Origin of the sequence: Hornefia porci, assembly GCF_001940235.1 — a bacterium.
In the GTDB taxonomy this organism is placed as follows: domain Bacteria; phylum Bacillota; class Clostridia; order Peptostreptococcales; family Anaerovoracaceae; genus Aminicella; species Aminicella porci.
In genome coordinates, this window is record NZ_MJIE01000001.1 from 1,551,951 (window position 1) to 1,574,782 (window position 22,832).

Sequence of the window (22,832 nt, forward strand, 5' to 3'; positions counted from 1 at the left end):
TCCTATTCAAACATTGTTGCTAAAATTTCTTCTTCTGTGATCGTCCCGAAATAATCCGGCAGTTTGATTCCATCCAGAACACTTCTACACTCCTCTTTGGTAAATTCCTTTCCAATAAACAAAGGAATGATTTCTCCCATAGGTTTCACTGCCAGAAAATCGCCATAGATTTTGAGGGCTTCGATCCTTCCTTTTTTCATATTTCCATAGATCTCAAGAGTTCCTCCATCCCAGTAACTCTTGTGATGCTTTTCAAACTCCGGAGACCTACCGTAATTCCATTCCCATGTATCGTACTTATCCCTTTTCAGCTGCTCTACACCCCCCAGTTCTTCCTCTGTTAGAGAACTCTGCACAAAACCTTCCCCAGAAAGAGATTTCTTCAAATGGTCCCAGAACTCCTGAAGGGTCATATCTTCATCGATATAATCCGCGATATTACCTACTCTGCTCTTCACTGACTTGGAACTCTTTGAACGAAACTTATGCGGATCAACATTCAACGCTCCGTCAATCATCTCCGGATCGGATCGGAACAGCAAGGTTCCATGATGCAGTATCCTGCCTTTTTCAATGCGTTGGGCCGTACCGGAGATTTTACGCCCGTCAATGAGAATGTCATTCCGCCCAGAAGCCACTGCATGCACATGCAACTGCTCCAGAGCATTGATAACCGGAATTGTAAACTGATTTATCGTAAGTTTTTCCGGGTTATCCAGATCTGTGATAAATGAATAATTCAGATTTCCCAGATCGTGATACACTGCACCACCTCCGGTTGTCCGGCGAACAACATTGATGTGGTGCTTTTCCACAAAAGGAACATTAATTTCCTCCAGCGTGTTCTGATTCTGGCCGATGATCACAGAATTATCGTTCTGCCACAGAATGAGAGTGTCGCCTGCGGTCCGATGACAAAGAACATACTCCTCGAAAGCCAGATTGTATCGCGGGTCAGTTGCCCCCGTTTCCATATATGTAACCATAATTTTCTCCCTTATAGATGAATTTCTTTCGTCTGCAACGGTCGACACAGAATATGGACATTCTTCTCCTTCGGAAGTTTTGCCAAAGCGTAGTTCACTGCCGAAAGATAGCGAAATTTATCATCCTCCGGCGCAGGAAGATGGTACAGGATCACATGCGACGGATTTATTCTTCCATATACATAATCAATGCCTCCCGGCGCGGTCAGCCAGGGGAAGTCCATAATAGCCAGATCGATGTTTCTTCCCTTCACTTTCGCTGCCAGTTCCTCCGTGAAAAATTTTCCGTCTCCAGGCATCAAAATGTTCTTCCCTCCCACGGAGATCAAACATCCAAAATGCGGAGTCTCCTTTGAGGGACCACCCTCATGAAGCAGCTGGAAGAAGTCGAAGTCTATTCCATGGAACTTCATTGAGATATCTTCAGATAAAACAGCCCTTGGGTTTCGAATGGTTTCATCCGGCAAAACAGTCTCTGGGCCAATCAGAAGGCAATCTGGATAGGCTTCCAGATATGCCTTCGTCATCCCAGCGGAATAATGGTCCTTGTGGGCATGTGTGAAGAAAAGGCAGTTCGCATTTTGAAATTCCGGCGCCTCCATTACGCGGCGAAACAACTCCTGTGTCATCACAGAAATCCCTTCATCCGCCGCCTCGAAGAACGCATCCACAAGAATCTTCTTCCCCTCGATTTGTATCGAAACACCTGCATTGACGCTTAATGTTATTTTGCAATCCATATTTGTCACCTTACAGGCGGCATGTTCAGGGTACGCCCCTGCAAATCAAGTGCCGCCTCTCGAACCGTCTCGGAGATAGTCGGATGGGAGTGAATCGTGGTGATCAACTGCTCTACCGTCATGCCCATACGAATCGCAATAGCGCCCTCGGCAATCAGATCAGTTGCTCTCGGTCCGATGATATGCATGCCAAGGATCTTTTCTGTCTCAGCGCTTGCAATGATTTTCACCAGTCCCTCGCCACCGTTCATGATTATGGCTTTCCCATTGGCGAACATAGGAAACTTCCCAACTTTATAGGTTCCTGCTTCAAGCTGATCCTCCCGAAGCCCCACTGCCGCCGCCTCCGGCTCCATATATACACAGGTGGGATTTGTGGACTCATCGTACACAGAATCTATCCCCATAATATTCTCTGCAGCAACCTCACCCATACAGGAGGCCGTATGAGCAAGCTGCGCATGTCCTTCCACACAGTCTCCAATGGCGTAGATTCCTTCCACGTTCGTCCTCATATGTTCATCTACGATGATTTTCCCTCTATTGTTTTCAATACCGCCCGTCGCCAGCTCCAGGAACTCTGTATTCGCCTTCCTTCCTACGGCGACCAGGACTTTTTCCGCTTGGAAAGAAACCTCTTCCCCGTTTTTCTTCTCACATATTACGCGGGCACCTTCTGTTATCGCTTCAATGGACTTAACCGGCGTTCCCATCTGGATATCGATTCCCATGCCTTTCATATGACGCATGCCCACCGCCGTGATTTCTCTATCTAACATAGGAAGTGCATGATCCATGGCCTCCACCACGGTGACCTTTGTTCCAAAGGATGCGTAGGCGCAGGCCAGTTCCAAACCGATCACACCTGCTCCAATGACCACCAGGCTCTTCGGCAGTTCCGTCAAGGAAAGCATTCCCGTCGAATCCAGACACGCTGAAGTGGAATTCACTCCGGGGATAGGAGGCGTCGCGTTGACAGAACCCGTGGCCAAAATCACCGCGTCTGCTTCTACAGGCTCCGTCTCGCCATTGGCGCCCTCTATCTCCAGTTCCCCGGGAGCCACAAAACTTGCTTTCCCGTAAATCACACTGACTCCATTGGCGTGCATCAGCCCGCCTATTCCATTTACCAGTTGGGAGGACACCTTATCCTTATTTGCCATCACCTGGGGAAAGTTGATCTGCGCTCCCTTCACATCCACACCTATCTGAGGACCCTGAATCCGGATCTGCTCCAGAAGTTCTGCGCTGTGAAGCATACACTTTGTGGGAATGCATCCAATATTCAGGCAGGTTCCGCCCAATTTATCCATTTCGATCACAGAGACCTCTGCACCCAACTGCGCCGCCCTAATGGCGGCAATGTAGCCACCGGGGCCTCCACCGATCACTGCTACTTTTTTTCTGCTCATTCTACTGCCTCCTTAAATCTGTCTCGTAGAGTTCCTCAGCATCGTCCCACAAATTGATGATCACCGGAACCACCTTGTACAGATCCCCCACGATGCCGAAATCTGCTACCGTGAAGATGGGCGCATCCGGATCCTTATTAATGGCTACAATGATATCCGAAGTCTGCATGCCGGCTAAGTGCTGAATCGCGCCGGAGATACCACAGGCAAAGTAAATTTTCGGTTTCACTGTAGTTCCTGTCTGCCCAACCTGATGAGAATGATCAATCCAGCCACTATCCACCGCCGCACGGGAGGCTCCCACCACGCCGCCGGTTTTCTCAGCAAACCTCCGCATAAGCTCGAAGCCCTCCGGACCGCCCAGTCCCCGTCCGCCGGAGCAGATAATATCTGCGTCCGTTAAAGAAATCATTTCCTTCGCCGACTTGATAACCTCCAATACTTTGATACGAATATCCTTCTCTTCCAACTGGGGCACAACCACTTCTACTTCCCCATCTGCCTGAAGATCTCGTTCCAGCCTCTGCATGACGCCAGGGCGCACTGTTGACATCTGAGGTCTTGTATTAGGGCAGATGATGGTCGCCATCAGATTCCCGCCAAACGCCGGACGGGTCATCTTCAGGCCCCCGTCATCTGATGCCGGATCAATTTTGCTAGTGTCCAATGTGGTATTCTTATTTGCGTAATCAACATATTTATCCAGGTTCACATCTAGATGAGTGCAGTCTGCCGTAAGTCCGGTGTCGACACGAGCTGCGATCCGCGGTGCAAGATCCCGTCCGATATGAGTAGCTCCATAGATGACGATCTCTGGCTTGCGCTGTATGATCAACTCTGTCAGGGCTTTTGTGTAAGCATCAGTGGTGTATTGCTTCAACAAAGGATGCTGCAAGGAGATTACGCCATCTGCACCGTATTCGAAGCACTCCTTCGCCAGGGAGTCCACATCCTCTTGGGCTCCTGCCAAAATAGCATACACCTTTGTATTCCTCTCCATATCTCTGGAGAGTCGCCGCCCTTCGCCGATCAACTCCAGGGCAACATTAGCCAGTTTTCCGTCACGTTGCTCTGCAAATACCCAAATGTCTTTATATTCTTCAAAACGATTCATTTTTGCCCCCCTTAGATCACATGCTTTGCTTTCAGATTGACCAGAAGTCTGGTCGCCTGTTCCTTCTCGTCGCCCCCGTCCAGCATGATCCCTCGACCCTTCGGTTTAGGGGTAAAGGAACGGAACACATTGGTTGGAGAAGCCTTAAGACCGACGATCGCGGGATCCAGGTTCACATCCGTGGCACTCAAGGTTATAATTTTTTCATCCATTTCTTCATCAAAAATTCCCGCATAAGTCATATATCGGGGCTCATTTAATTCCTTTACGCAGGTTAACATGCAGGGGAGGGCAACCTCGACAGTCTCGTATCCATCCTCCAGTTGTCGTTTGGCGAGAACCGTGCGACCGTCCTCTTCTATTTCCAGACCCTCTACATAAGTGACCTGAGGAATTCCCAGTTTCTCAGCGATCTGCGGTCCTACCTGCGCCGTATCCCCATCAATGGCCTGCCGACCTCCGATAAGAATATCAAAATCCCCCAGGTACCGAATCATGCCTGCCAGAGCATTGGATGTCGCCCATGTATCCGAACCACCAACTGCACGATCCGTCAACAGGACGCCCTTATCCGCTCCCATGGCGATCGCCTCGATCAGAATATCCTTTGCCTGAGGTGGTCCCATAGTCACCACCGTGACGGTGGATCCGGGATAGCGGTCCTTCAGGGTCAGAGCACCTTCCAGCGCATTTGCATCATCAGGGTTCAATATGCTCGGAACGCCCTGACGAATCAGTGTCCCTGTTTTGGGATCGATTCTGATAACATTAGTGTCAGGTACCTGCTTGGCACATACAATAATTTTATAAGCCATCTTCTTTCCTCCTGTAACACTCTATTTAAATACCTGCCCGGCAATGATCATTTTCTGAATTTCCGATGTTCCTTCATAGATCTCGGTGATCTTCGCATCCCGCATCATCCGCTCCACCGGATAATCCTCTGTATACCCGTATCCACCATGCAGCTGCACAGCCTTTGTAGTGACAAACATTGCTGTCTCTGCAGCATAGTACTTAGCAATAGACGCATCCATGATGTAAGGAAGCCCATCATTCTTTTCCTGAGCCGCCTTGTAGCAAATCATTCTGGCGCATTCCGTTCTGGCCTTCATCTCCGCAATATCAAACTGGAGTCCCTGGAATTTAGTCAGAGGTTTGCCAAACTGTCTTCTTTGTTTCATATATTCAACAGTTGTTTCCAATGCTCCCTCAGCAATGCCTACTGCCTCTGCAGCAACACCAATCCGTCCGCCATCTACAATTTCCATGGCAATGTTGAAACCACGATTGTATTTTCCCAGAAGTCTGTCCTCCGGGATGCGGCAATCCTGGAACACCAATTCTGCCGTCGCTGATCCCCGGATTCCCATCTTCGATTCGATCTTGCCGATGGAAAATCCCGGATCTGTATCCTCCACAATGAAGGCTGAAATACCTTTGTTCCCCAGATCCTTGTCGGTCTGAGCAATGATGACGTATACCTGAGCCTGACCACCGTTTGTAATAAAGCACTTAGTTCCGTTCAGTACCCATTCACCGTTCTCCAAAACCGCCTTGGTCTGCTGACTTCCCGCATCGGAGCCTGCTCCCGGCTCAGTCAGTCCGAAGGCACCCAGTTTCCGTCCGGAAAAGAGATCCGGCAAATATTTCATCTTCTGCTCCTCACTGCCAAAAGTGTAAATAGGCCAACAACAAAGAGAGTTGTGGCAGGCAAAAGCCGTGGCTGTTGTGGCACACGCCTTGGCAATTTCTTCAATAGTGATGATATAGGAAACGTAATCCGCGCCGGCTCCGCCGTATTTCTTGGGATAGGCGATTCCCATCATTCCCAGTTTACCCATCTTGTCAATGGTCTCCCGAGGAAAGCGATGTTCCTGGTCAATCTCCGCTGCGATAGGTGCTACCTCGTTTTCCACAAAACGCCGCACCAGTTTCCGCACGAATTCCTGTCTTTTTGTCAGTTCAAAATTCATTCATGGCCTCCTTACCAAAGTTGATATTTTTCTGCGTCCTTTCTGATTTCCGTCCGGAAGTCCGGATGAGCCACCGCAACCAGATTCTGTATCCTCTGTCGGATATTACGTCCCCGCATGGGTGCAATCCCATACTCTGTGACGATGTAATCCACATTATTTCGGGAAAGAGTGACAATGGCTCCAGGGGTATGCATAGCATTGATAGTGGAGCGTTCTCCTTTCTTGGCGGTAGAATGCAGGCAGATGATAGACCGCCCGCCCTTTGATGCTCCTGCTCCTGCAGAAGTATCCACGGCACCGCCGGTACCACTGTACTGCAAAGTTCCGATGGATTCCGAACACACCTGCCCGGTGAGATCCACCTCGATAGCCGTATTGATTGACACCATATTATCATTCTTCGCAATGATATGGGAATCATTGACCAGATCCCCCGGCATAATCCATACACCCGGATTCTGGTGCATCATATCATACAGTTTTTGACTTCCCAAAGCGAATGTTGCGATGCTCTTTCCGCGAAAGAGTGTCTTCTTCCTATTCGTCACTGCCCCGGCTTCTGTCAATCGGTAGATGGCATCGGTCATCAGCTCTGTATGCACGCCAAGGTCCTGTTTTTCCATCAGTCCGTTCGCCACAGCATCCGGGATCTTGCCAATCCCCAGTTGGATGGTATCGCCATCGTTCACCAGAGTGGAAACATAACCCCCGATTGCTTCATCCTCCGGGGACAATTTAAGTGTCTCCGGCAAAACAGGAATCGGCTCCTTGGACTCTACGATGTAATCAATATCACTGATATGGATTTCTGTATCCCCATTTACCTGAGGCAGCCTCGGATTCACCTCGCAAATCACAACATCTGCCCGGCGGGCAAACTCTTTTTCGTGTATGTTGCTCAGGGAAAATCTGCAAAATCCATGCTCATCCATAGAGGACACCGCGCCTATGAAGACATTTGGTTTATAATAGTCAGCCCAGCGCCAGGACCCGTCGTGAAGATGTCCCGGAACATAGTTCACGAGTCCCTTACGATGACCAGCTCGATCCCCGTCCATCTCAAACAGGCTGTCCACGTCGATCAAGTCTCTGTATTTTTCCTCCACCAAGTATGGATAGTTAAACAGATCCATGTTGCTGTATATTTTGAAACCTACCCCCGCCTCAGCAACCTTATGCAGGTTCTTCAGCAACAGGAACGGTGCCTGTGCGCAGAGCGAAGTCATAATGCGGTCGCCCTGATGAATATGAGAAAGAGCTTCTTCTACACTAACGATTTTTTCTCTGTAAATTTTTTTGTAATCCACTGTTGCAAATCCTTTCTGTCACTTTACCGATGAGGATCAATTATAACCTTGACATCCTGAAGTTTTCCAGAAGACATTGCAGTCATCCGCTCTTGAACTTCCCCCATGGAAATCACACTGGTGATATGCGGAAGAAAATCCTGCGGATATTTCTCAATCGCACAGATCGCTTCAGTAAAATCATTTTCAGTTATGCTCCAGCTAGAGACATATGACAGTTCTTTGTATTGAAATGCGAAGAAATTGAAACTGAGAACGCCCTCCATGCTGCCAACCTGAATTATTGTCCCGCCTTTCCGCGCCATAGGGATCAGCGTCTCGTTAAACAGCTTATCATTGGGATGGCTGCACTCGAAGATCTTGTCGAATCCGATTTTTGTTTTCGCCTGAACCGCCTTCAACGCTCCTTCTTCCATAGGATTGACGACTTCGTCAGCTGCGCTGAACTTCTTCAGGTGTGCAATCCTATTCTCGTTGATTTCTGACATTACAATATAAGCGCCTTGTTTTTTTGCCCACCATGCCGTGAGTATAGCTATGATGCCACCGCCAATGATTAGTATATTTTCCCCGGCCTGAACGTTTCCCCGGGTGATCGCCGCGTGGTGCCCGTTGGCGATAGGCTCTACCAGTGCACCCAATTCCGGTTTCACAGCGCTGTCCAGCTTGAATGCTTTGTCTGCAAGAACCGCGAAGCGGGCAGTGCACGCTCCATCAATCGTCACGCCGGGACCACCCTTTGTGACCGTTTCATTACACAAATTCTCCATTCCATTGTTGCAAAAGAAGCAGTTTCGACAATAATTCGCAGGAATGCCGGCAACTCTATCACCTATGCACAGATCTTTCCGCGGTCCCGGATCAACCACCGTTCCACAGTATTCATGACCCATTATGTGCCCACTGCCGAAAATTCTGGTTCCCTTCCACAGCGTAAGGTCAGAGCCACACAGTCCAACCCTTTCCACATCAATAATCACATGTTTTCCGTCCTGGATCGGCTCCGGAATATCAACGATCTGAAAATTCTTCGGTTCCACTAATCTCAGTGCTTTCATGGATACACCTCCGTTTCGGTCACTCTCATATTGCAATTAATTGCAATCTTCTTTCATTTTTTGTATAATATCAATACAACTATTGCACGTACAAAAGGAGTAAATTATGCAACCGTCATCCATCAAGGAAGTTTCGGCATTATTGAATTTTCTCTATGAACTGCCCAATGACTATACCAACTACCCGGATCATGTTCTGGAGTTGATCGACCGATATTTTCCGTTTCATAAACTGACCTTTATCCCGCTGAATTCCAGTTTTGCCACACTGAACAGCTCCAATCCGGACACCTGGTTCAACGAAATCCGCACGCGCGGTCTCAGTGAACAACTGCTGGAGCAGTATTACACCAGAGCCGTGGATCTAGACCCCTTTCGGGCTCGTAATCTCCCTGCTCAACTGCGTTTCCGACCGGTCATTCAGGTAGAAGAAGCCTTCCCGGAAAAAAATTCTCGCAGCGCCAGGTACCATTCCTTCCTGCGGGATGCAAATGTTCCCTATCAGACGATCCTGAATCTGGTATACGACAAGGTCAGACTTGGAGTCATTTCCATCTATCGATCTGAAGAGGAAGGACCTTTGTCCCGGGATGAAATATGGATCCTTGAGGAGCTCAGTCGCTTCATCGCACAGCACTATATGATTGCTATCTCCCAGACAAGTCGGCATCTTGCCGAGGAACTCTTCAACTCCTGCTACCAAAATGTAGACTTCGGCGCCATGATATTAGACAACAAGAGGAACGTTGTCCAAGCAAACGATTGCGCCCGGAAGTATTGCGATATCATATACAATGCTCTCTTCCGCGAGTGCGATCCGTTGTCAGATGAATCCGCCTCTGAGAATCTGCACACTGTACAGTATGTGATGACACAGTTTCAGGAACGACTTGTCACTGACAACGAGCACATCACTATTCCCATCGACAATGCCCTGTTCGAATTTCGGATTAATTCCTTCATTTCCATCGATGAGAACTTCAGCAAAATCAGCCTGAATTATCTTCTCTTCATTTTCCAATCCTCTTATATCTCAGAGTCCGAAAAACTGGGATATTCCAGAATCCGGCAGAAACTAACGGATCGGGAGTGGGAGATTGCAAAACTGATTGCTCAGGGGCTGACCAACGCCAAGATCGCGGAACAGACCTTTATCAGTCTGAACACGGTGAAAACTCACATTCAGCATATTTACGAAAAACTGAACGTCCAGAACCGTGTTTCTCTTATGCAGCTTCTTTCCGAGGAAAGCAAGTCTCAGTATTAGGGTTTATAATCGTCGATACCGGCATCAACTGCCGGTATCATCTTTTTTGTCAGTGTCCTATTTCACCATTTCCTTAATGGTCTTAGCAATACTGTCTTCACTTGGAATCATGAAGAGCTCTGCTGTCGCATACGGTATTGGTGAATCGATTGCGCCCAGTCTTCTGACCGGTCCCTTCAAAGCATTGTAGCAGGTTTCCCCAATATTGGAGGCTATGTCCGCGGTCCAGTTACCTTCACGACAGCCCTCTGCCACCATCAGCAGTCTTCCTGTCTTCCGTACAGATGCCTCAACGGTTTCATAATCAAAGGGTTTGATTGTCCTCGGATCGATCAGTTCAATGCTGATTCCGGCCTTTTCCAGCTCAGGCAAGAGCTTGAAGATGCGCATGAGCATCAGCTGTCCTGCAACGACTGTAATATCTGTTCCTTCCTTGCATACCTTAGCTTTTCCGATAGGAACGATCTGATCTTCACCAGTCTGTACATCACCGGGAACTCTATACAGCGCTTTGTGTTCCCAAAACAGCACCGGGTTGTTGTCCCTGATAGAGGCCTTCATCAATCCGTAAGCATCCTGTGGGGTAGAGGGTTCTACCATCTTCAAACCCGGGGCATTCATGAACCAGCTGTCTACGGTCTGGCTGTGATGCGCACCAATTCCTCCGCCAGCACCCTGAGGTCCGCGGAATACCACCGGGCAGCATACCTTTCCGTGAGACATGTATCTCATCTTGGATGCCTGATTGACAATGGCATCATAGATCAAAGTACTAAAGTCTGCGAACATGATCTCAAACACCGGACGCTTCCCGTACAGCGCTGCTCCTACGCACATATTGGCGGTTCCAGCCTCTGCAAGAGGTGTGTTGATCACACGATCCGGCCATATCTTATAGAGTCCGGTGGTTACGCCAAAAGTACTTCCCATCTCTCTGATATCTTCGCCCATCAGAAATACGTTTTCGTCACGCTCCATTTCCTCTTTCAATGCGGTATTCAGAGCCTGTATCATTGTCATTTCTGCCATGATTTCCATCTCCTTTCTCAGTCTGCGAAAACAAGTTCCGGCCCGATAACGTCTTCCGGTGTAGGAATTTCCGCCTGCACTGCCTGCTCAAAGGCGGTGTTGACTATCTTGCCCTGTGCCTCATCGATAGCATTTAACTCTTCTTCCGTAGCAATGCCTTTGGACATCAGGAATTCGCGGCAACGTTTCACCGGCTCGTGCTTCATCGCCTCTTCTGTCTCGGCAGGATCCCGATACACAGTAGGATCACCCTCGAAATGTCCTCTCAGACGATAGGTCTTCAGCGATATCACATTCGGCTCACCTCTACGAGCTTTCTCCAGACCGATACGGATCAGTTCTCTTGCCTCGAAGATATCATTACCGTCTCCAAACATGACCGGAAGACCCATTCCATATGCTCTTTCTCCCGGGTCCCTCAGACGACTGACATCGTGCTTGCGTGTGGAAATCGTAATATCATTGTTCTCAATGATCATGCAAACCTTCAAATTTCTTGATGCAATCACATTCATCACTTCGTTGACTGCACCCTCTTCCAGAGTCCCATCGCCGATTCCCAGAATCAAACAACCTTCAGTGTCATCAAATTCGGTCAGAGCCAAACCGAAACCTGCGCCGATAGCCTGATTTTCGCCCATTAGACCGTTAGATGGGCAAATGTGATGCTCTGGTGAGAAGATATGCACATAGCTGGCAACTCCCCCACACAAGGAGCTCTTTCTGCCGATCATCTCGGTAGTAAAGTCGTTGATTCCGCATGTCAAAGCATACAGCGGATGACATCTCGGGTGCGGACTCAGCCAGTCAGCGTCCTCCTTCTCCAGATAGATTGCCATCTGAATCGCCTCCTGACCAACAGCCAGGTGGTAAAATCCGGGGAGCTTTCCTGTCGCCAGCAGTTCCGGAACCTTCATCTCATACTGCCTGGCAAAAGTCAGCTTCTCATATGTGTCCATGTAGTATTCTTTTGGATATTTCATAATGATCCTCCTATTCTATCGTGATTATCTGATCCGCCACCGCGGCCATCTCCGAGAACGTCCTCATGAACATCGAGGCTGGGGCACCGTTGATAGCGCCATGATCAAGGGTAATTGAAAGGTAAGCTTTGGGACAGATCCCAATGGACATATCCTCCAATACCACCGGCTCATTCTGAATTCGTCCAACAGCGATGATTCCAGATTGGGGCACATTCAGAATGGGATCCGCATTATCCACATTAAACATCCCAATGCTGCTCAATGTGAAGGTTCCACCCTCCATCATATCCATGGTGAGCTGATTGTTCTTGACCTTCTCCTGGATTTCCTTCATTCCCGCAGAAATGTCCAGCAAAGACTTACTTTCACAGTTTTTGATTACTGGAACAATAAGCTGTCCCGTGGGTGTACCCACTGCGACACCCATATTGATCGAAGAGTAGTAAATCAGTTCACTTTCTGTCCGAGAGCAATTCACCTCAGGATGTTTCTCGATAGCCATAGCTGCGAGCTTTACAAAAATATCTGTGATACTTACTTTGTATCCCTCTTCTTTTAACTTCGCTCTCAGTTTGACCACACCGCTCACATCTGCATGAACAAACCCCGAAACCTGAGGTGCTCTGCGCATACTTTCCTGAAGAGAATCCAGTGTCAACTTGCGGATTCCGATCATCTTCTCAATTTTACTTATAGTTTTACCATCCTGCGTAGTTTCGCCCACCTGCATGATTTCACCACCTTTTAGTCCTCGATGTATCCGATGATGTCGCCGCAGTTAGCCTTCTCACCAACCTGCGTACTGATCTCCGTCAGAGTCCCGTCATGCATCGCTTCCAGGTCATTGGTCAGTTTTTCTGTCATAATACTGCAGAGTTTGTCGCCCTTTTTCACCGGATCTCCGACGTTCTTATACCACTCAACAATCTCTCCATCTTCCATCGTCGCGCCGAATTTCGGCATGTTTACCTCATACTTAGCCATTATTTTCTCCCTTCTTATCAATCCATGTGCATACCGCCACAGATATTCAATGCCTGTCCTGTAATGTTCTTTGCCAAATCAGAAGAAAGGAACAGCACCGCATTTGCAATATCTGTTGTCTCCTGCGGTCTCGCAAGCGGAATATGATCAGAACAGAATTTGTCAAAGAATGCGTCCTGCTTCTCCTCATCACCCGGAATAATCTGCCGCAAATATTTCATCCAAATATCCGTCTTGATGATGCCTGGGCACACTGCATTGTACTGCAAACCGAATTTGGCTCCCAACATAGCGTAACTCTGGGTCAGGTTGATGATCGCAGCCTTCGTCATAGCATAATGGGGAACCAGAATGCTTCCGCCACGGCCTGCCACGGATGAAAAATTGATAACTCTTCCTTCTCCCTGTTCCTTCATATACGCAAGGGCCAGCTTGTCGATAATATCAGTACCGTTGATGTTAATGTTCATCATCTTTGCAACTGCATCCGGATCCGCCTCGTGCAACATCTGATAAACGCATATTCCTGCGGCATTTACAACGATGTCAATCTTGCCAAACTTGTCCTTCGCAAGTTCAAACATTTTCTTTACCTGAACTGCATCAGTTACATCACACTCTGCTGCATATGCCTGGACACCATACTTATCTGCGATCTCCTTAGCTGCATCTTCTGCTCCCGCAACGTTCATGTCGCCTATCACGATGTTGGCACCGCAATCTGCCATTAGACATGCCGTCTCCTTACCGAGCCCGGTCGCAGCACCGGTGAGAATTGCGACACGATCCTTCAGTTCGATACTTACCATTCGTTTACCTCCTCTTTCGATTTTGTTTACGTTGTAACCATCCTATCAGACCTCCCTCGCTTCTGCATCGCACCCCGGAATGATGTTGTTCTTCTCGGCCCGTATCACCCCTTTTTATGATTTTTTAAAAGAGCAGATCGCTTTCGCGCCTGCTCTTTCATGTTGTATGATTCTTCGAATGCTCTCCTCTGCTCATACCGTCATCTATTTCCCCTGGAACTGCGGTTTTCTTTTTTCGACAAAGGCTGCAACGCCTTCCCTGAAATCACTGCTATGGCTAACCTTCAATTGTGTCGGCTTTTCACCATTTTCCAGATACATAGGCAAATCTCGATAGGCTGCGTAATAAACCTGCCGCTTCAAATTCTCATATGCTTTCAGTGGTCCTTTTGCGATTTTATTCGCCCACTTCTCCGTTACAGCCTCCAGTTCCTTAGACTCCACAACCTCTGTTGCCAAGCCGAAAGCCAAAGCATCCGCCGATTTCATCGGCTCTCCTGTAATCATAAATTTCATCGCCTGTGCCATACCTAGAGAATGGGTTAACAGATACGTTCCACCGGTGTCTGGTACCAGCCCTACATTAACAAAAGCCTGTACCAGCGTTGCTCTGTCTGACAAAAGAACAATATCTCCTGAAATTGCCAGACTGGCTCCTGCTCCTGCGGCGACACCATCCACCTGTGTGATGACCAGTTTCCTCATTTTCTTTATCTCTAAAACCAGTTTACCCACATTCTCCACCAGCTCGGTAAAATCAATGTCATCTCCTGCCTGAAGTTTTTTGTAACTATATACCAGATCCCCTCCCGCAGAAAAAGCTTTTGCGCCAGAACGCAGAACAACCACCTTGATCTCATCATCCTGATCACATGACTGCAGTCTCTCCAGAAGTTCTGCAGACATCCCTACATCAATCGCATTCAGATTATCCGGACAGTTCATTGTTATAATTCCAATGCCATCCCTTTTGTCCAAAAGCGTTTTCATCACTATCACCTCGTTTCGTTACTGATCCGTCATAAAATATTAACAATATATTTTATTCGTAAAAATTATTCTTTGCATATCGCCCTAAAGGTTGATTTGTAATATTCTAAATTTTTACTTATTATGGGGGATATTCTCCTCCACAGCAAAAGCGGGCATCCCGCCATAGCAGAACACCCGCTTTCGCTGTAGTATAGAGCAGTTCAGAAAAGAATATTTTTCTCGGTTTCTTTGTCGAAGAGGTGAATCTTTGACATGTCAAGCGCGAACACCGCATCGGAGCCCTGGCGCAGCTGTGTGTTGGAATTCACCCGTGCGGTGACCTGCGTCCCCTCAACGTCGAAGTAGAGATACGCTTCGGCTCCCAGCATCTCGTACACCTTAATCTTCGAGCGGATCACGCAGTCCGGATTGGCCTTGATGAACTCTTCATCGTCGGAGATATCCTCCGGACGGATGCCGAGAACGACGGTTTTGCCGTCATAGCCGCCGTCGATCAGGGCCTGTCTTCTGTCCTCCGGCACATGAAGAACATGCTCTCCGACAGCAAGAGTCACGCTGTCACCGTCAACGCTCACTTTTGCGTCCATGAAATTCATCTGCGGCGATCCGATAAATCCCGCGACAAACAGATTGCACGGTCTGCTGTAGAGATTATCCGGCGTATCGATCTGCTGCACCACGCCCTGCTTCATGACGACGATCCGCGTTCCCAGCGTCATCGCCTCTGTCTGATCGTGTGTCACATAGATTATCGTAGCTCCCAGCCGCTCATGGATTTTGGAAATTTCAATCCGCATCTGGACTCTCAGCTTGGCGTCAAGGTTGGACAGAGGCTCGTCCATCAGGAATACCTTGGGGTTTCTGACGATGGCGCGGCCCATGGCGACACGCTGCCGCTGACCGCCGGAAAGCGCCTTCGGTTTTCTGTCCAGCAGCTTCTCCAGGTCCAGGATACGGGCCGCTTCACGAACCTTCCGGTCGATCTCGTCCTTCGGCAGCTTCCGCAGCTTCAGCGCGAAGGCCATATTGTCATACACGGTCATGTGCGGGTACAGCGCATAGCTCTGAAACACCATGGCGATGTCCCGATCCTTCGGCTCCACATCGTTCATCAGCTTCCCGTCGATGCGGAATTCTCCCTCCGAAATATCCTCCAGACCCGCGATCATCCGCAGCGTGGTGGACTTTCCGCAGCCGGAGGGACCGACAAAGATAATAAATTCCTTATCCTCCACCTCCAGATTGAAATCGGTCACGGCGTGATAGCCGTTGGGATATATTTTCTGAATTCCCTTCAAAGACAAATTTGCCATTTCTTCTCTCCTTTTATTTCTTATCCCGATAACGGTTCCGCCCCGGATCAGATCTCCAGGCGGTATTTTTTTATATTCAGTATCGCTTTTCCTTTTACATGGAAGGAGATCCCCTCTGCCTCCCGGGGCGTTTCCAGGGTGACGGTCATGACCTTTTCTCCTCCGTTTACAAAGACCTCTGCGCTGTACCGGTCCAGGATCATCCTGAAACAAAGTCTCCCGTTCTCGTGGCGGATACCCGCCTCTCTGTGGCGGATGATCGCCCGCCTCTGACCCGAGAATTTCCGGTCGATGGAAATCACCGAGTCATCCGGGCGGAAGCAGAACTCCGTATAGAACCGCTCATCGCAGGCGAACCGGCACCGGAACTCTCTGTATCCTTCTACCGGATCCTGCGCCCGGATCTCCACCTCCAGGTCCACCAGTCTGCCGCTGATTCCGTGAATGCTCAGATCCGCGTCGTCCAGGCGGACATTTTCTCTCACCACCGGGTCTCTGCGGTACGCGGAAAGTTCTCTGACCGGAGTCTGGTACAGCACCCCGTCCCGAACTGAGAGCTCCCGCGGGATACTCATCTGTCCGAATACCGGATGCGTGACCGTCCGCAGACTCGTCGTGTCCGGGTTCTGCATCCAGCCGATCATGACCCGTCTCCCGTCCGGCGTCAGCGTCGTCTGCGCCGCATAGAAGTCGATGCCGTAATCCGCCGCATGATCGCATTCCTCCGTGAAGATCCCGGTTTCCCGATCGTATTCGCCGACAAAGTACACGCAGCTGTTTCCGCTATGATATTCTCTCCCCGAAGGGAGCATATCCATGGCGCTGACCAGCAGCACATATTTTCCGTCCAGCCGGAAGAAATCAGGGCATTCCCACATCCGCCCGATACGATCATGGTTCTCCGCCAGGACCGTATCAAAGTTCCATCGCAGCCCGTCCTCACTGCGGAACAGCACCACCTGCGTGTATCCGCCTTCATTGCGGCAGGCGATGACGACGCCGTAGCTTCCGTCCTCCTCCCGCCACATCTTCGGATCCCGAAAATCATACGGACTCCCGCCCTTCGGGAGATCCGCCGCGGTAAGCACCGGATTTCCTTTGTATTTCACATAATCCAGTCCGTCGCCGACGGCGAGGTTCTGCGTCTGCACAGAGGCTCCTCCAAACTCTGTCTCAAACACCGCACCGGTATACATCAGCAGCTGTTTCTCATCGCGCATTGACACCGCGCTTCCGGAGAAGCAGCCGTCTCTGTCGTAAGGCTCATCCGGCGCAAGCGCCGCCGGCAGATACGTCCACCTGATCATATCTCCGCTGACGGCGTGTCCCCAGTGCATGGGACCCCAGTGCGAGCTGTACGGATAATACTGATAGAACAGATGATATTTTCCTCCGTAACAGGAGAACCCGTTGGGGTCATTCATCCATCCGATCCGGGGTGACAAATGGAATGCCGGCCGTTCCTGCTCGTCGATCTGCAGTTCTGCTTCCTCTTCATAATGTCTCGCTTCATTCAATGCCTGACTCATCCTGTCACCTCTTCAGACGGCTGCAGTTCTGCAGTCTTCTCCGCAGTTTATTTCTCTTCCTTCGGGACAGTCCCGGACTGCGTGTTTATCTCCGCTTCCATTTTCTGAAAAACCGGATCGTAGAGCAGTGTACAAAGATATCCCGGAAGGCTGACTCCGTACAGCAGGATGGCCAGAGGCGCCGCCTTATGCAGATACAGCAGTGCTGCGCCCCACGCGACCCATATCAGAATCATCCCCATTGTCCGGGGCAGATTCCCGATGGAAAGCCGCATCGCGTTTTTCAGCGTTTCCCGGACGGTGTTTTCAAACCGCGCCAGCAGGCCGAAGCTGTATGCCGCCAGTGTCACCGCGTAGACTGATATAAATGTCAGAATCAGCATCAGCGCTGTTGTGTCCTTTGTATCAAACCGCCGCAGCGCCAGCAGATCCACCGCAGCCACCGCCGCGAAACCGGCGTAAATCAGACCCAGCCCGATTCCCTGCCGCAGGTTGTCCTTCAGAGACCTGAAAAACATCTTTGTGATATAGGTCTCCTCATTCCGCGCCTGATGAATCGTCACGTAGTTCATGGCAGTCAGCGACGCTCCCAGCGTTACGACCGGAAGAGCGCACGCCAGCGTCAGGAGATTCAGAACCGCCAGGTCCACAAGCCGCGACAGGAAACGCATAATCGGATTATTTGTGTCAAAAAACCGCTCCATATTCTCTCCGGCTCCTGTTTATCAGCCCTTGACCGCGCCTGCCGTAACTCCTGCGACGATGTATTTCTGCAGGAACAGATACAGGATCAGTATCGGCAGCATCGCCAGCAGCAGCGCCGCCATCACCAGACCGATGTCTGTGGAATAGGTTCCGTAGAACATCTGCGTCGCGATCGGAATGGTGTACAGCTGTTTTTCACCCAGCACCAGACTCGGCAGGAGGTAGTCGTTCCAGAAGGCCATCGCGTCAATAATCGCCACCGTCGCCACCGTCGGCTTCAGCAGCGGGAACACGATCTTCCAGAAGGTCTGCCACCTAGAGCAGCCGTCGATGAGAGCGGCCTCCTCCAGCTCAAGGGGAATATTCGTGTTAATCGCTCCATGGAACATGAACGTCGCCATGGAGACGGAGAATCCGGTATGCATCAGAATCAGCGTGATCCTGCTGTTCAGGATATGGAAAATTCCGCCGTATACAGATACCAGCGGCACCATCAGCACCTGGAACGGGATGACCATGGATGCGATCATCGCCGCGAACAGAATCGCGCACGCCTTCCATCTTCCGTTGCGGACGATTACAAAAGACGCCATCGCCGAAAACAGAATCGTCAGCACGGTCGCACAGAAAGTGATGACCGCGGAGTTCCTGAACACGTTCCAGAAATCCATCTTGGCCATCGCGTCCGGGAAATTCCGGAGTGTGAATCCGTGAGCGCCGATGAGAGCCAGCGGATCCGAATTGATATCGCCCTTGGTCTTGAATACGTTAATCAGCACCAGAATAAACGGCGCGATAAAGAGAAGGAATACGAGAATCAGCACGATGATCATAATCACATGCTGGATCTTCTTTTTTCTTGCGGCCTGTTCACTCGCATTCATTACGCCTGCACCTCCCCCTTCTTACCGACATAGACCTGGGTAATTCCGATGACCGCGCAGATCACAAACAGAATCAGCGCCTCCGCCTGGCCGGTGCCGTAATCCTTGTAGACAAAGGCTTTGTTGTATACATGCATCGCGGCAAGCACGGAAGAGTTGAACGGCTCGCCCTTGGTCAGCGACAGGTTGACATCGTATACAACGAAGCATCTGGTAATGCTCAGGAATATGCATGTTACAAAGGAAGTCCTCATCAGCGGGATCGTCACGTTCCACATCGCCTGTGAAGGCGTACAGCCGTCGATCATGGCCGCCTCCTTCAGACTGTCGGAAACGCCCATGAAACCCGCCACGTAAATCAGCATCATATATCCCGCGTACTGCCATACCGATACCAGCACCAGGCAGAACAGCGCGCCGGAGGGCGTTGACAGAAGAGACGGGACGGTGCCCGCCGCAATGGCCTCTCCCAGTGCGACAAATGCGCGGTTGAATACGAATTTCCATACATATCCCAGAACGATTCCACCGATGAGATTCGGAATGAAGAATCCCGCCCGGAAGAAGTTCTGTCCCTTGACTCCGCTGGTCACCAGATACGCCAGCAGAAAAGCCACCACATTGATGAGTATGACGGCAAATGCGGAATAGATCAGTGTCCTGCCGATCGCCGCCCAGTAATAATAGTCCTTGAATGCCGAAATATAGTTCGCGAAGCCCACGAAGGGTTTGCTTACGGAGACTCCGTCCCAGCTGGTGAAGGTCAGATAAAGTCCGTATACGAACGGAATGATGATCACCATTGAAAACAGGAGCAGAGCCGGACCGGCAAACATCAGGAACTGTTTTGTCTTATATGACATCGTGTTTCTTTCCATTAGATGCTCTCCTTACGAATTCCTTATTCGTCCTCATGTTTCGTTAACGTCTTGGTCTTCCAGTAGGTGGTCACCGCCTTCGCGAACCCCTTGCGGGTGTCCATACCGGCCAGATACTTCTGGAAGGACGCGCCCAGAATCGCGTAATGATCGTCCGGCAGGTAATTGTAGTTAGGAATAAGCTTCCCGGCGTCCGCATACTTCTTGACGGACCGCCCCAGCGGATCCTTCACCTGCAGCCGAATGTTCCTGTACGCGGGAACAAGCGCGCAGTCGTCTACGATGAACTTCTGCCCTTCTTCGTTATACACCAGCCAGTTTAGGAAGGCCTTCGCCTCTTTCCTCTGCCTGTCCGAGGTGTACTTCGAGGAGTCGATAAAGAAGAATTTGGAGCCGCCGCCCACTAATTCTTTGTTCATTCCATCGTCGGTGTTCTGCGGGACCGGCATAATTCCCATGTTTTTGCTGTAATCATAGGCGCTTAGAACGGACCAGTCCCAGTTGCCGCCGAACATGAACGCGATTTCCCCCTCTGCGAGTTTCTGTTCGGAAACCTCGCGCTCCGCGGAGATCGCGCTGTCTCTGGAATAATTGTTTGCCATCAGAACGTCGAACGTATCCATCAGCTCGTTGAATTTTTTGTCCCTGTAGAGATCGACGGAGCCGCTGCTCAGCCCCCGGACAAAGGCGTCGGGATTCTTTCTCTCTTCATAGACCTGCGCCAGGTAATGCGCCGCCAGGGACCAGTCTTCCTTCATGATGCCGGTCGGATGCTTCATTCCGCCCTTTCTCAGCTTCGCAAGAAGTCCCTTGAATTCTGTCAGTGTGGAATAATCGGATGGGTTAAATTTCTCTTTCGTGATCTTTTCAATCGCATCGGCGTTATAGATCAGACCTCTGGCCTCTACGCAAACCGGAAAACCGTAGACTTTGCCGTCGATACTGATCTCATAGTCGGTGTCCTTGACCCATTTCTGATCACTGAGATCTACCGCGTGCTCCTTCGCCAGTGAATAAACATCCTTGGCGTCGACCATCGAGATGGTGTAGGGATTGTTGGATGCATACTTTGTAGCCAGGTGAGCCGAGACCGTATCGCTGGAGTAGTAGACCTCCACCTTCACGCCCGTCTCCTTCTCGTATCTCTTTGCCATTTCGAGCATCTGATCCTGAATTTCCATCTTGGAATTGAAAATCGTAATTCCGCTGCTGCTTCCCGAAGTCTGGGAATCCGTATCAGATGAGGTTCCGCAGCCTGTCAGAAGGAAACCTGACATCGCCGCAATCACAGTCAGAGCAATCAACTTTTGAATTCTTTTCTTCACTCTGCTACCTCCATGTTCTTTCCCGGGATCCTTCTTCACGACGCGCGTCTGCGCCGTGCGTCGTTTGCAGACTGCGCCGGGGACATTTCTCCGCTGCCGTGCGTCGTTTGCAGACTGCGCCGGGGACATTTCTCCGCTGCCGGAGCGCGTGCGCTGTGTGTCTGAATCCCTAACAAAGTAACCGGTTATTTTTTACAATAATTTTACATTGTTTGTAATTCTCTGTCAACCGGTTTGTTGCTAATATTGTCTAATTTCTAACAAATCCAACCATTTCCTCTCGGTTCTGCCACATTCTCCCTTTTTTGCGCGGAATAAAAATTCAGGTAACCGATTACTTTTACTATTGCAACCGAAAAAAAACTGTTTTATAATCGCTTTAGACAAGGACAGCGTGAAAGGCGGTGAACGTAACTCCCATGGCGAAAAGAAACGTGACCTATCAGGACATAGCACGGTACACAGGCTTCTCGAAAACAACGATATCCAGATTTTTTAACCGTCCCGAGTCGGTTACCCCCGAACACCGGAAACAGATCCGGGATGCGCTTGACGTGCTGGATTACAAAAGCAACAAGGTTGCCAGGATCCTCGCCAACGGGCAGACGGAATTTATCGGACTCATCGTGCCGAACCTCTACCTGGGTTTTTATGCAGAGCTTCTGAATCTCTTCCTGAACACCTATGAAAAATACGGTTACAAATTCATCGTCTTCAGCGGCAGCAGCCACGAGGAGACAGAGCGCCGCTACATCAGCGAGCTCCTTTCCTACAAAGTAGAGGGACTCATTGTCCTCAGTCATACGATTCCTTCCATCGAGCTGGCGTCCTACGGCATCCCCGTCGTCGCCGTCGAGCGGGAGGACCGCTGCATCAGCAGCGTCAATACCGATAATTACTCCGGCGCCGTCCAGGCGACGGAGCTCCTGCACCGATGCCGCTGCGACATCTGTCTTCACATCAATTCCCAGGACTATGATCCGCAGGTTCCCGCCAGCGCCCGCATCACCGGCTTCACTGACGTATGCGAGCGTCACGGCCTGGACTACAAAATCCTCACTTATACGCTCGGCAGCAGCTACGATGATCTTCAGAAAAAAATCGACGCCATCGTCGAGGACATTATCGCTTCATATCCCGGAAAGCGAAAAGGAATCTTCTGCAGCAGCGACACGACCGCCGGCATCGTGCTGAATCACATCCTCCGGAAATACGGACACCTCCCCGATGAATTCAAGATCATCGGATTCGACGGCTCTCCCGCCGCGATGCAGGCGGTCGTTCCGATCAGTACGGTGGCGCAGCAGACGGACAAGCTTGTAGAATCCGCCATGGAGCTTCTGGTCAGACAGATTTCCGAATCCACAGAGGGTGCCTCTGCACAGAGAACCTCATCCGAGGGAAACGGGGGGAATGCGGAAAAGGCGGTGAAGGAGGGAAATACGGGAAACGGCGGAAGCGCTTTTCCGTCGAAACCCGAACACAGAATCATTCCGCCGATCCTGATGCCCCGCGGCACCAGTCGGCCGTAACG

22 protein-coding genes are annotated in these 22,832 nt (G+C 50.2%); 2 read left to right on the forward strand and 20 right to left on the reverse strand.

Annotated elements, in window-relative coordinates:
- Window positions 1–2: 2 nt before the first annotated feature.
- From BHK98_RS07380 to BHK98_RS07415, 8 genes are read right to left on the reverse strand one after another with little or no spacing between them, the layout of a single operon-like run.
- Window positions 3–986, reverse strand: a complete 984-nt coding sequence (locus BHK98_RS07380) for a lipoate--protein ligase (protein ID WP_075712956.1) — start codon at window positions 984–986, stop codon at window positions 3–5.
- A gap of 11 nt (window positions 987–997) precedes the next feature.
- Complete coding sequence (locus tag BHK98_RS07385) at window positions 998–1,726, reverse strand: MBL fold metallo-hydrolase (protein WP_075712958.1); 729 nt, start codon at window positions 1,724–1,726, stop codon at window positions 998–1,000.
- 5 nt (window positions 1,727–1,731) lie between these two features.
- A complete protein-coding gene (gene lpdA / locus BHK98_RS07390) occupies window positions 1,732–3,138 on the reverse strand; it encodes a dihydrolipoyl dehydrogenase (RefSeq protein ID WP_075712960.1) in 1,407 nt (468 codons plus the stop codon).
- Between the two features lies 1 nt (window position 3,139).
- Window positions 3,140–4,252, reverse strand: a complete 1,113-nt coding sequence (locus BHK98_RS07395; protein WP_075712962.1) for an electron transfer flavoprotein subunit alpha/FixB family protein — start codon at window positions 4,250–4,252, stop codon at window positions 3,140–3,142.
- 11 nt (window positions 4,253–4,263) lie between these two features.
- Complete coding sequence (locus BHK98_RS07400) at window positions 4,264–5,067, reverse strand: electron transfer flavoprotein subunit beta/FixA family protein (protein WP_075712964.1); 804 nt, start codon at window positions 5,065–5,067, stop codon at window positions 4,264–4,266.
- Window positions 5,068–5,088: 21 nt separating this feature from the next.
- Window positions 5,089–6,228 carry an acyl-CoA dehydrogenase gene (locus tag BHK98_RS07405; protein WP_075712966.1) on the reverse strand — a complete coding sequence of 380 codons (1,140 nt, stop codon included), beginning with the start codon at window positions 6,226–6,228 and terminating at the stop codon, window positions 5,089–5,091.
- A gap of 11 nt (window positions 6,229–6,239) precedes the next feature.
- Complete coding sequence (locus BHK98_RS07410) at window positions 6,240–7,538, reverse strand: acetyl-CoA hydrolase/transferase family protein (RefSeq protein ID WP_075712968.1); 1,299 nt, start codon at window positions 7,536–7,538, stop codon at window positions 6,240–6,242.
- Between the two features lie 23 nt (window positions 7,539–7,561).
- The gene (locus BHK98_RS07415; RefSeq protein ID WP_158024476.1) at window positions 7,562–8,518 is read right to left on the reverse strand and encodes a zinc-dependent alcohol dehydrogenase; all 957 of its coding nucleotides are present in this window, start codon (window positions 8,516–8,518) and stop codon (window positions 7,562–7,564) included.
- A gap of 220 nt (window positions 8,519–8,738) precedes the next feature.
- On the opposite strand from BHK98_RS07415, the gene BHK98_RS07420 reads away from it, so the two are divergent.
- Window positions 8,739–9,863 (forward strand): response regulator transcription factor, encoded by a 1,125-nt coding sequence (locus BHK98_RS07420; protein WP_075712972.1) that lies wholly within the window; start codon window positions 8,739–8,741, stop codon window positions 9,861–9,863.
- Window positions 9,864–9,920: 57 nt separating this feature from the next.
- Here the strand turns inward: BHK98_RS07420 and BHK98_RS07425 are convergent, their stop codons facing one another.
- The 12 genes from BHK98_RS07425 to BHK98_RS07480 all read right to left on the reverse strand — a co-directional run bounded on the left by BHK98_RS07425 (window position 9,921) and on the right by BHK98_RS07480 (window position 21,298).
- Window positions 9,921–10,892: an alpha-ketoacid dehydrogenase subunit beta gene (locus tag BHK98_RS07425; RefSeq protein ID WP_075712974.1), complete on the reverse strand. Its 972-nt coding sequence runs from the start codon at window positions 10,890–10,892 to the stop codon at window positions 9,921–9,923.
- Window positions 10,893–10,909: 17 nt separating this feature from the next.
- Window positions 10,910–11,875, reverse strand: a complete 966-nt coding sequence (locus BHK98_RS07430; RefSeq protein ID WP_075712976.1) for a thiamine pyrophosphate-dependent dehydrogenase E1 component subunit alpha — start codon at window positions 11,873–11,875, stop codon at window positions 10,910–10,912.
- A gap of 10 nt (window positions 11,876–11,885) precedes the next feature.
- Window positions 11,886–12,608: a 2-oxo acid dehydrogenase subunit E2 gene (locus BHK98_RS07435; protein ID WP_083628133.1), complete on the reverse strand. Its 723-nt coding sequence runs from the start codon at window positions 12,606–12,608 to the stop codon at window positions 11,886–11,888.
- Window positions 12,609–12,622: 14 nt separating this feature from the next.
- On the reverse strand, window positions 12,623–12,862 hold the full coding sequence (locus BHK98_RS07440; RefSeq protein ID WP_075712978.1) for a lipoyl domain-containing protein: 240 nt from the start codon (window positions 12,860–12,862) through the stop codon (window positions 12,623–12,625).
- A gap of 17 nt (window positions 12,863–12,879) precedes the next feature.
- Window positions 12,880–13,671 carry an SDR family NAD(P)-dependent oxidoreductase gene (locus BHK98_RS07445; protein WP_075712980.1) on the reverse strand — a complete coding sequence of 264 codons (792 nt, stop codon included), beginning with the start codon at window positions 13,669–13,671 and terminating at the stop codon, window positions 12,880–12,882.
- 204 nt (window positions 13,672–13,875) lie between these two features.
- The gene (locus BHK98_RS07450; RefSeq protein WP_075712982.1) at window positions 13,876–14,661 is read right to left on the reverse strand and encodes an enoyl-CoA hydratase/isomerase family protein; all 786 of its coding nucleotides are present in this window, start codon (window positions 14,659–14,661) and stop codon (window positions 13,876–13,878) included.
- Between the two features lie 203 nt (window positions 14,662–14,864).
- On the reverse strand, window positions 14,865–15,977 hold the full coding sequence (locus BHK98_RS07455) for an ABC transporter ATP-binding protein (RefSeq protein ID WP_075712984.1): 1,113 nt from the start codon (window positions 15,975–15,977) through the stop codon (window positions 14,865–14,867).
- A gap of 47 nt (window positions 15,978–16,024) precedes the next feature.
- Complete coding sequence (locus BHK98_RS07460; protein WP_075712986.1) at window positions 16,025–17,506, reverse strand: glycoside hydrolase family 32 protein; 1,482 nt, start codon at window positions 17,504–17,506, stop codon at window positions 16,025–16,027.
- A 47-nt stretch (window positions 17,507–17,553) separates the two neighbouring features.
- Entirely contained in the window at window positions 17,554–18,210 is a 657-nt protein-coding gene (locus BHK98_RS07465) for a YesL family protein (protein ID WP_075712988.1), read from the reverse strand.
- Between the two features lie 21 nt (window positions 18,211–18,231).
- On the reverse strand, window positions 18,232–19,095 hold the full coding sequence (locus BHK98_RS07470; RefSeq protein WP_075712990.1) for a carbohydrate ABC transporter permease: 864 nt from the start codon (window positions 19,093–19,095) through the stop codon (window positions 18,232–18,234).
- Entirely contained in the window at window positions 19,095–19,973 is an 879-nt protein-coding gene (locus tag BHK98_RS07475) for a carbohydrate ABC transporter permease (RefSeq protein WP_075712992.1), read from the reverse strand. Before BHK98_RS07475 ends, BHK98_RS07470 begins: the two co-directional genes overlap by 1 nt.
- Before the next feature lie 23 nt (window positions 19,974–19,996).
- Window positions 19,997–21,298 (reverse strand): ABC transporter substrate-binding protein, encoded by a 1,302-nt coding sequence (locus BHK98_RS07480; RefSeq protein ID WP_075715071.1) that lies wholly within the window; start codon window positions 21,296–21,298, stop codon window positions 19,997–19,999.
- 419 nt (window positions 21,299–21,717) lie between these two features.
- Between BHK98_RS07480 and BHK98_RS07485 the strand changes: the two genes are divergently transcribed.
- Window positions 21,718–22,830, forward strand: a complete 1,113-nt coding sequence (locus tag BHK98_RS07485; RefSeq protein WP_083628135.1) for a LacI family DNA-binding transcriptional regulator — start codon at window positions 21,718–21,720, stop codon at window positions 22,828–22,830.
- Window positions 22,831–22,832 lie beyond the last annotated feature (2 nt).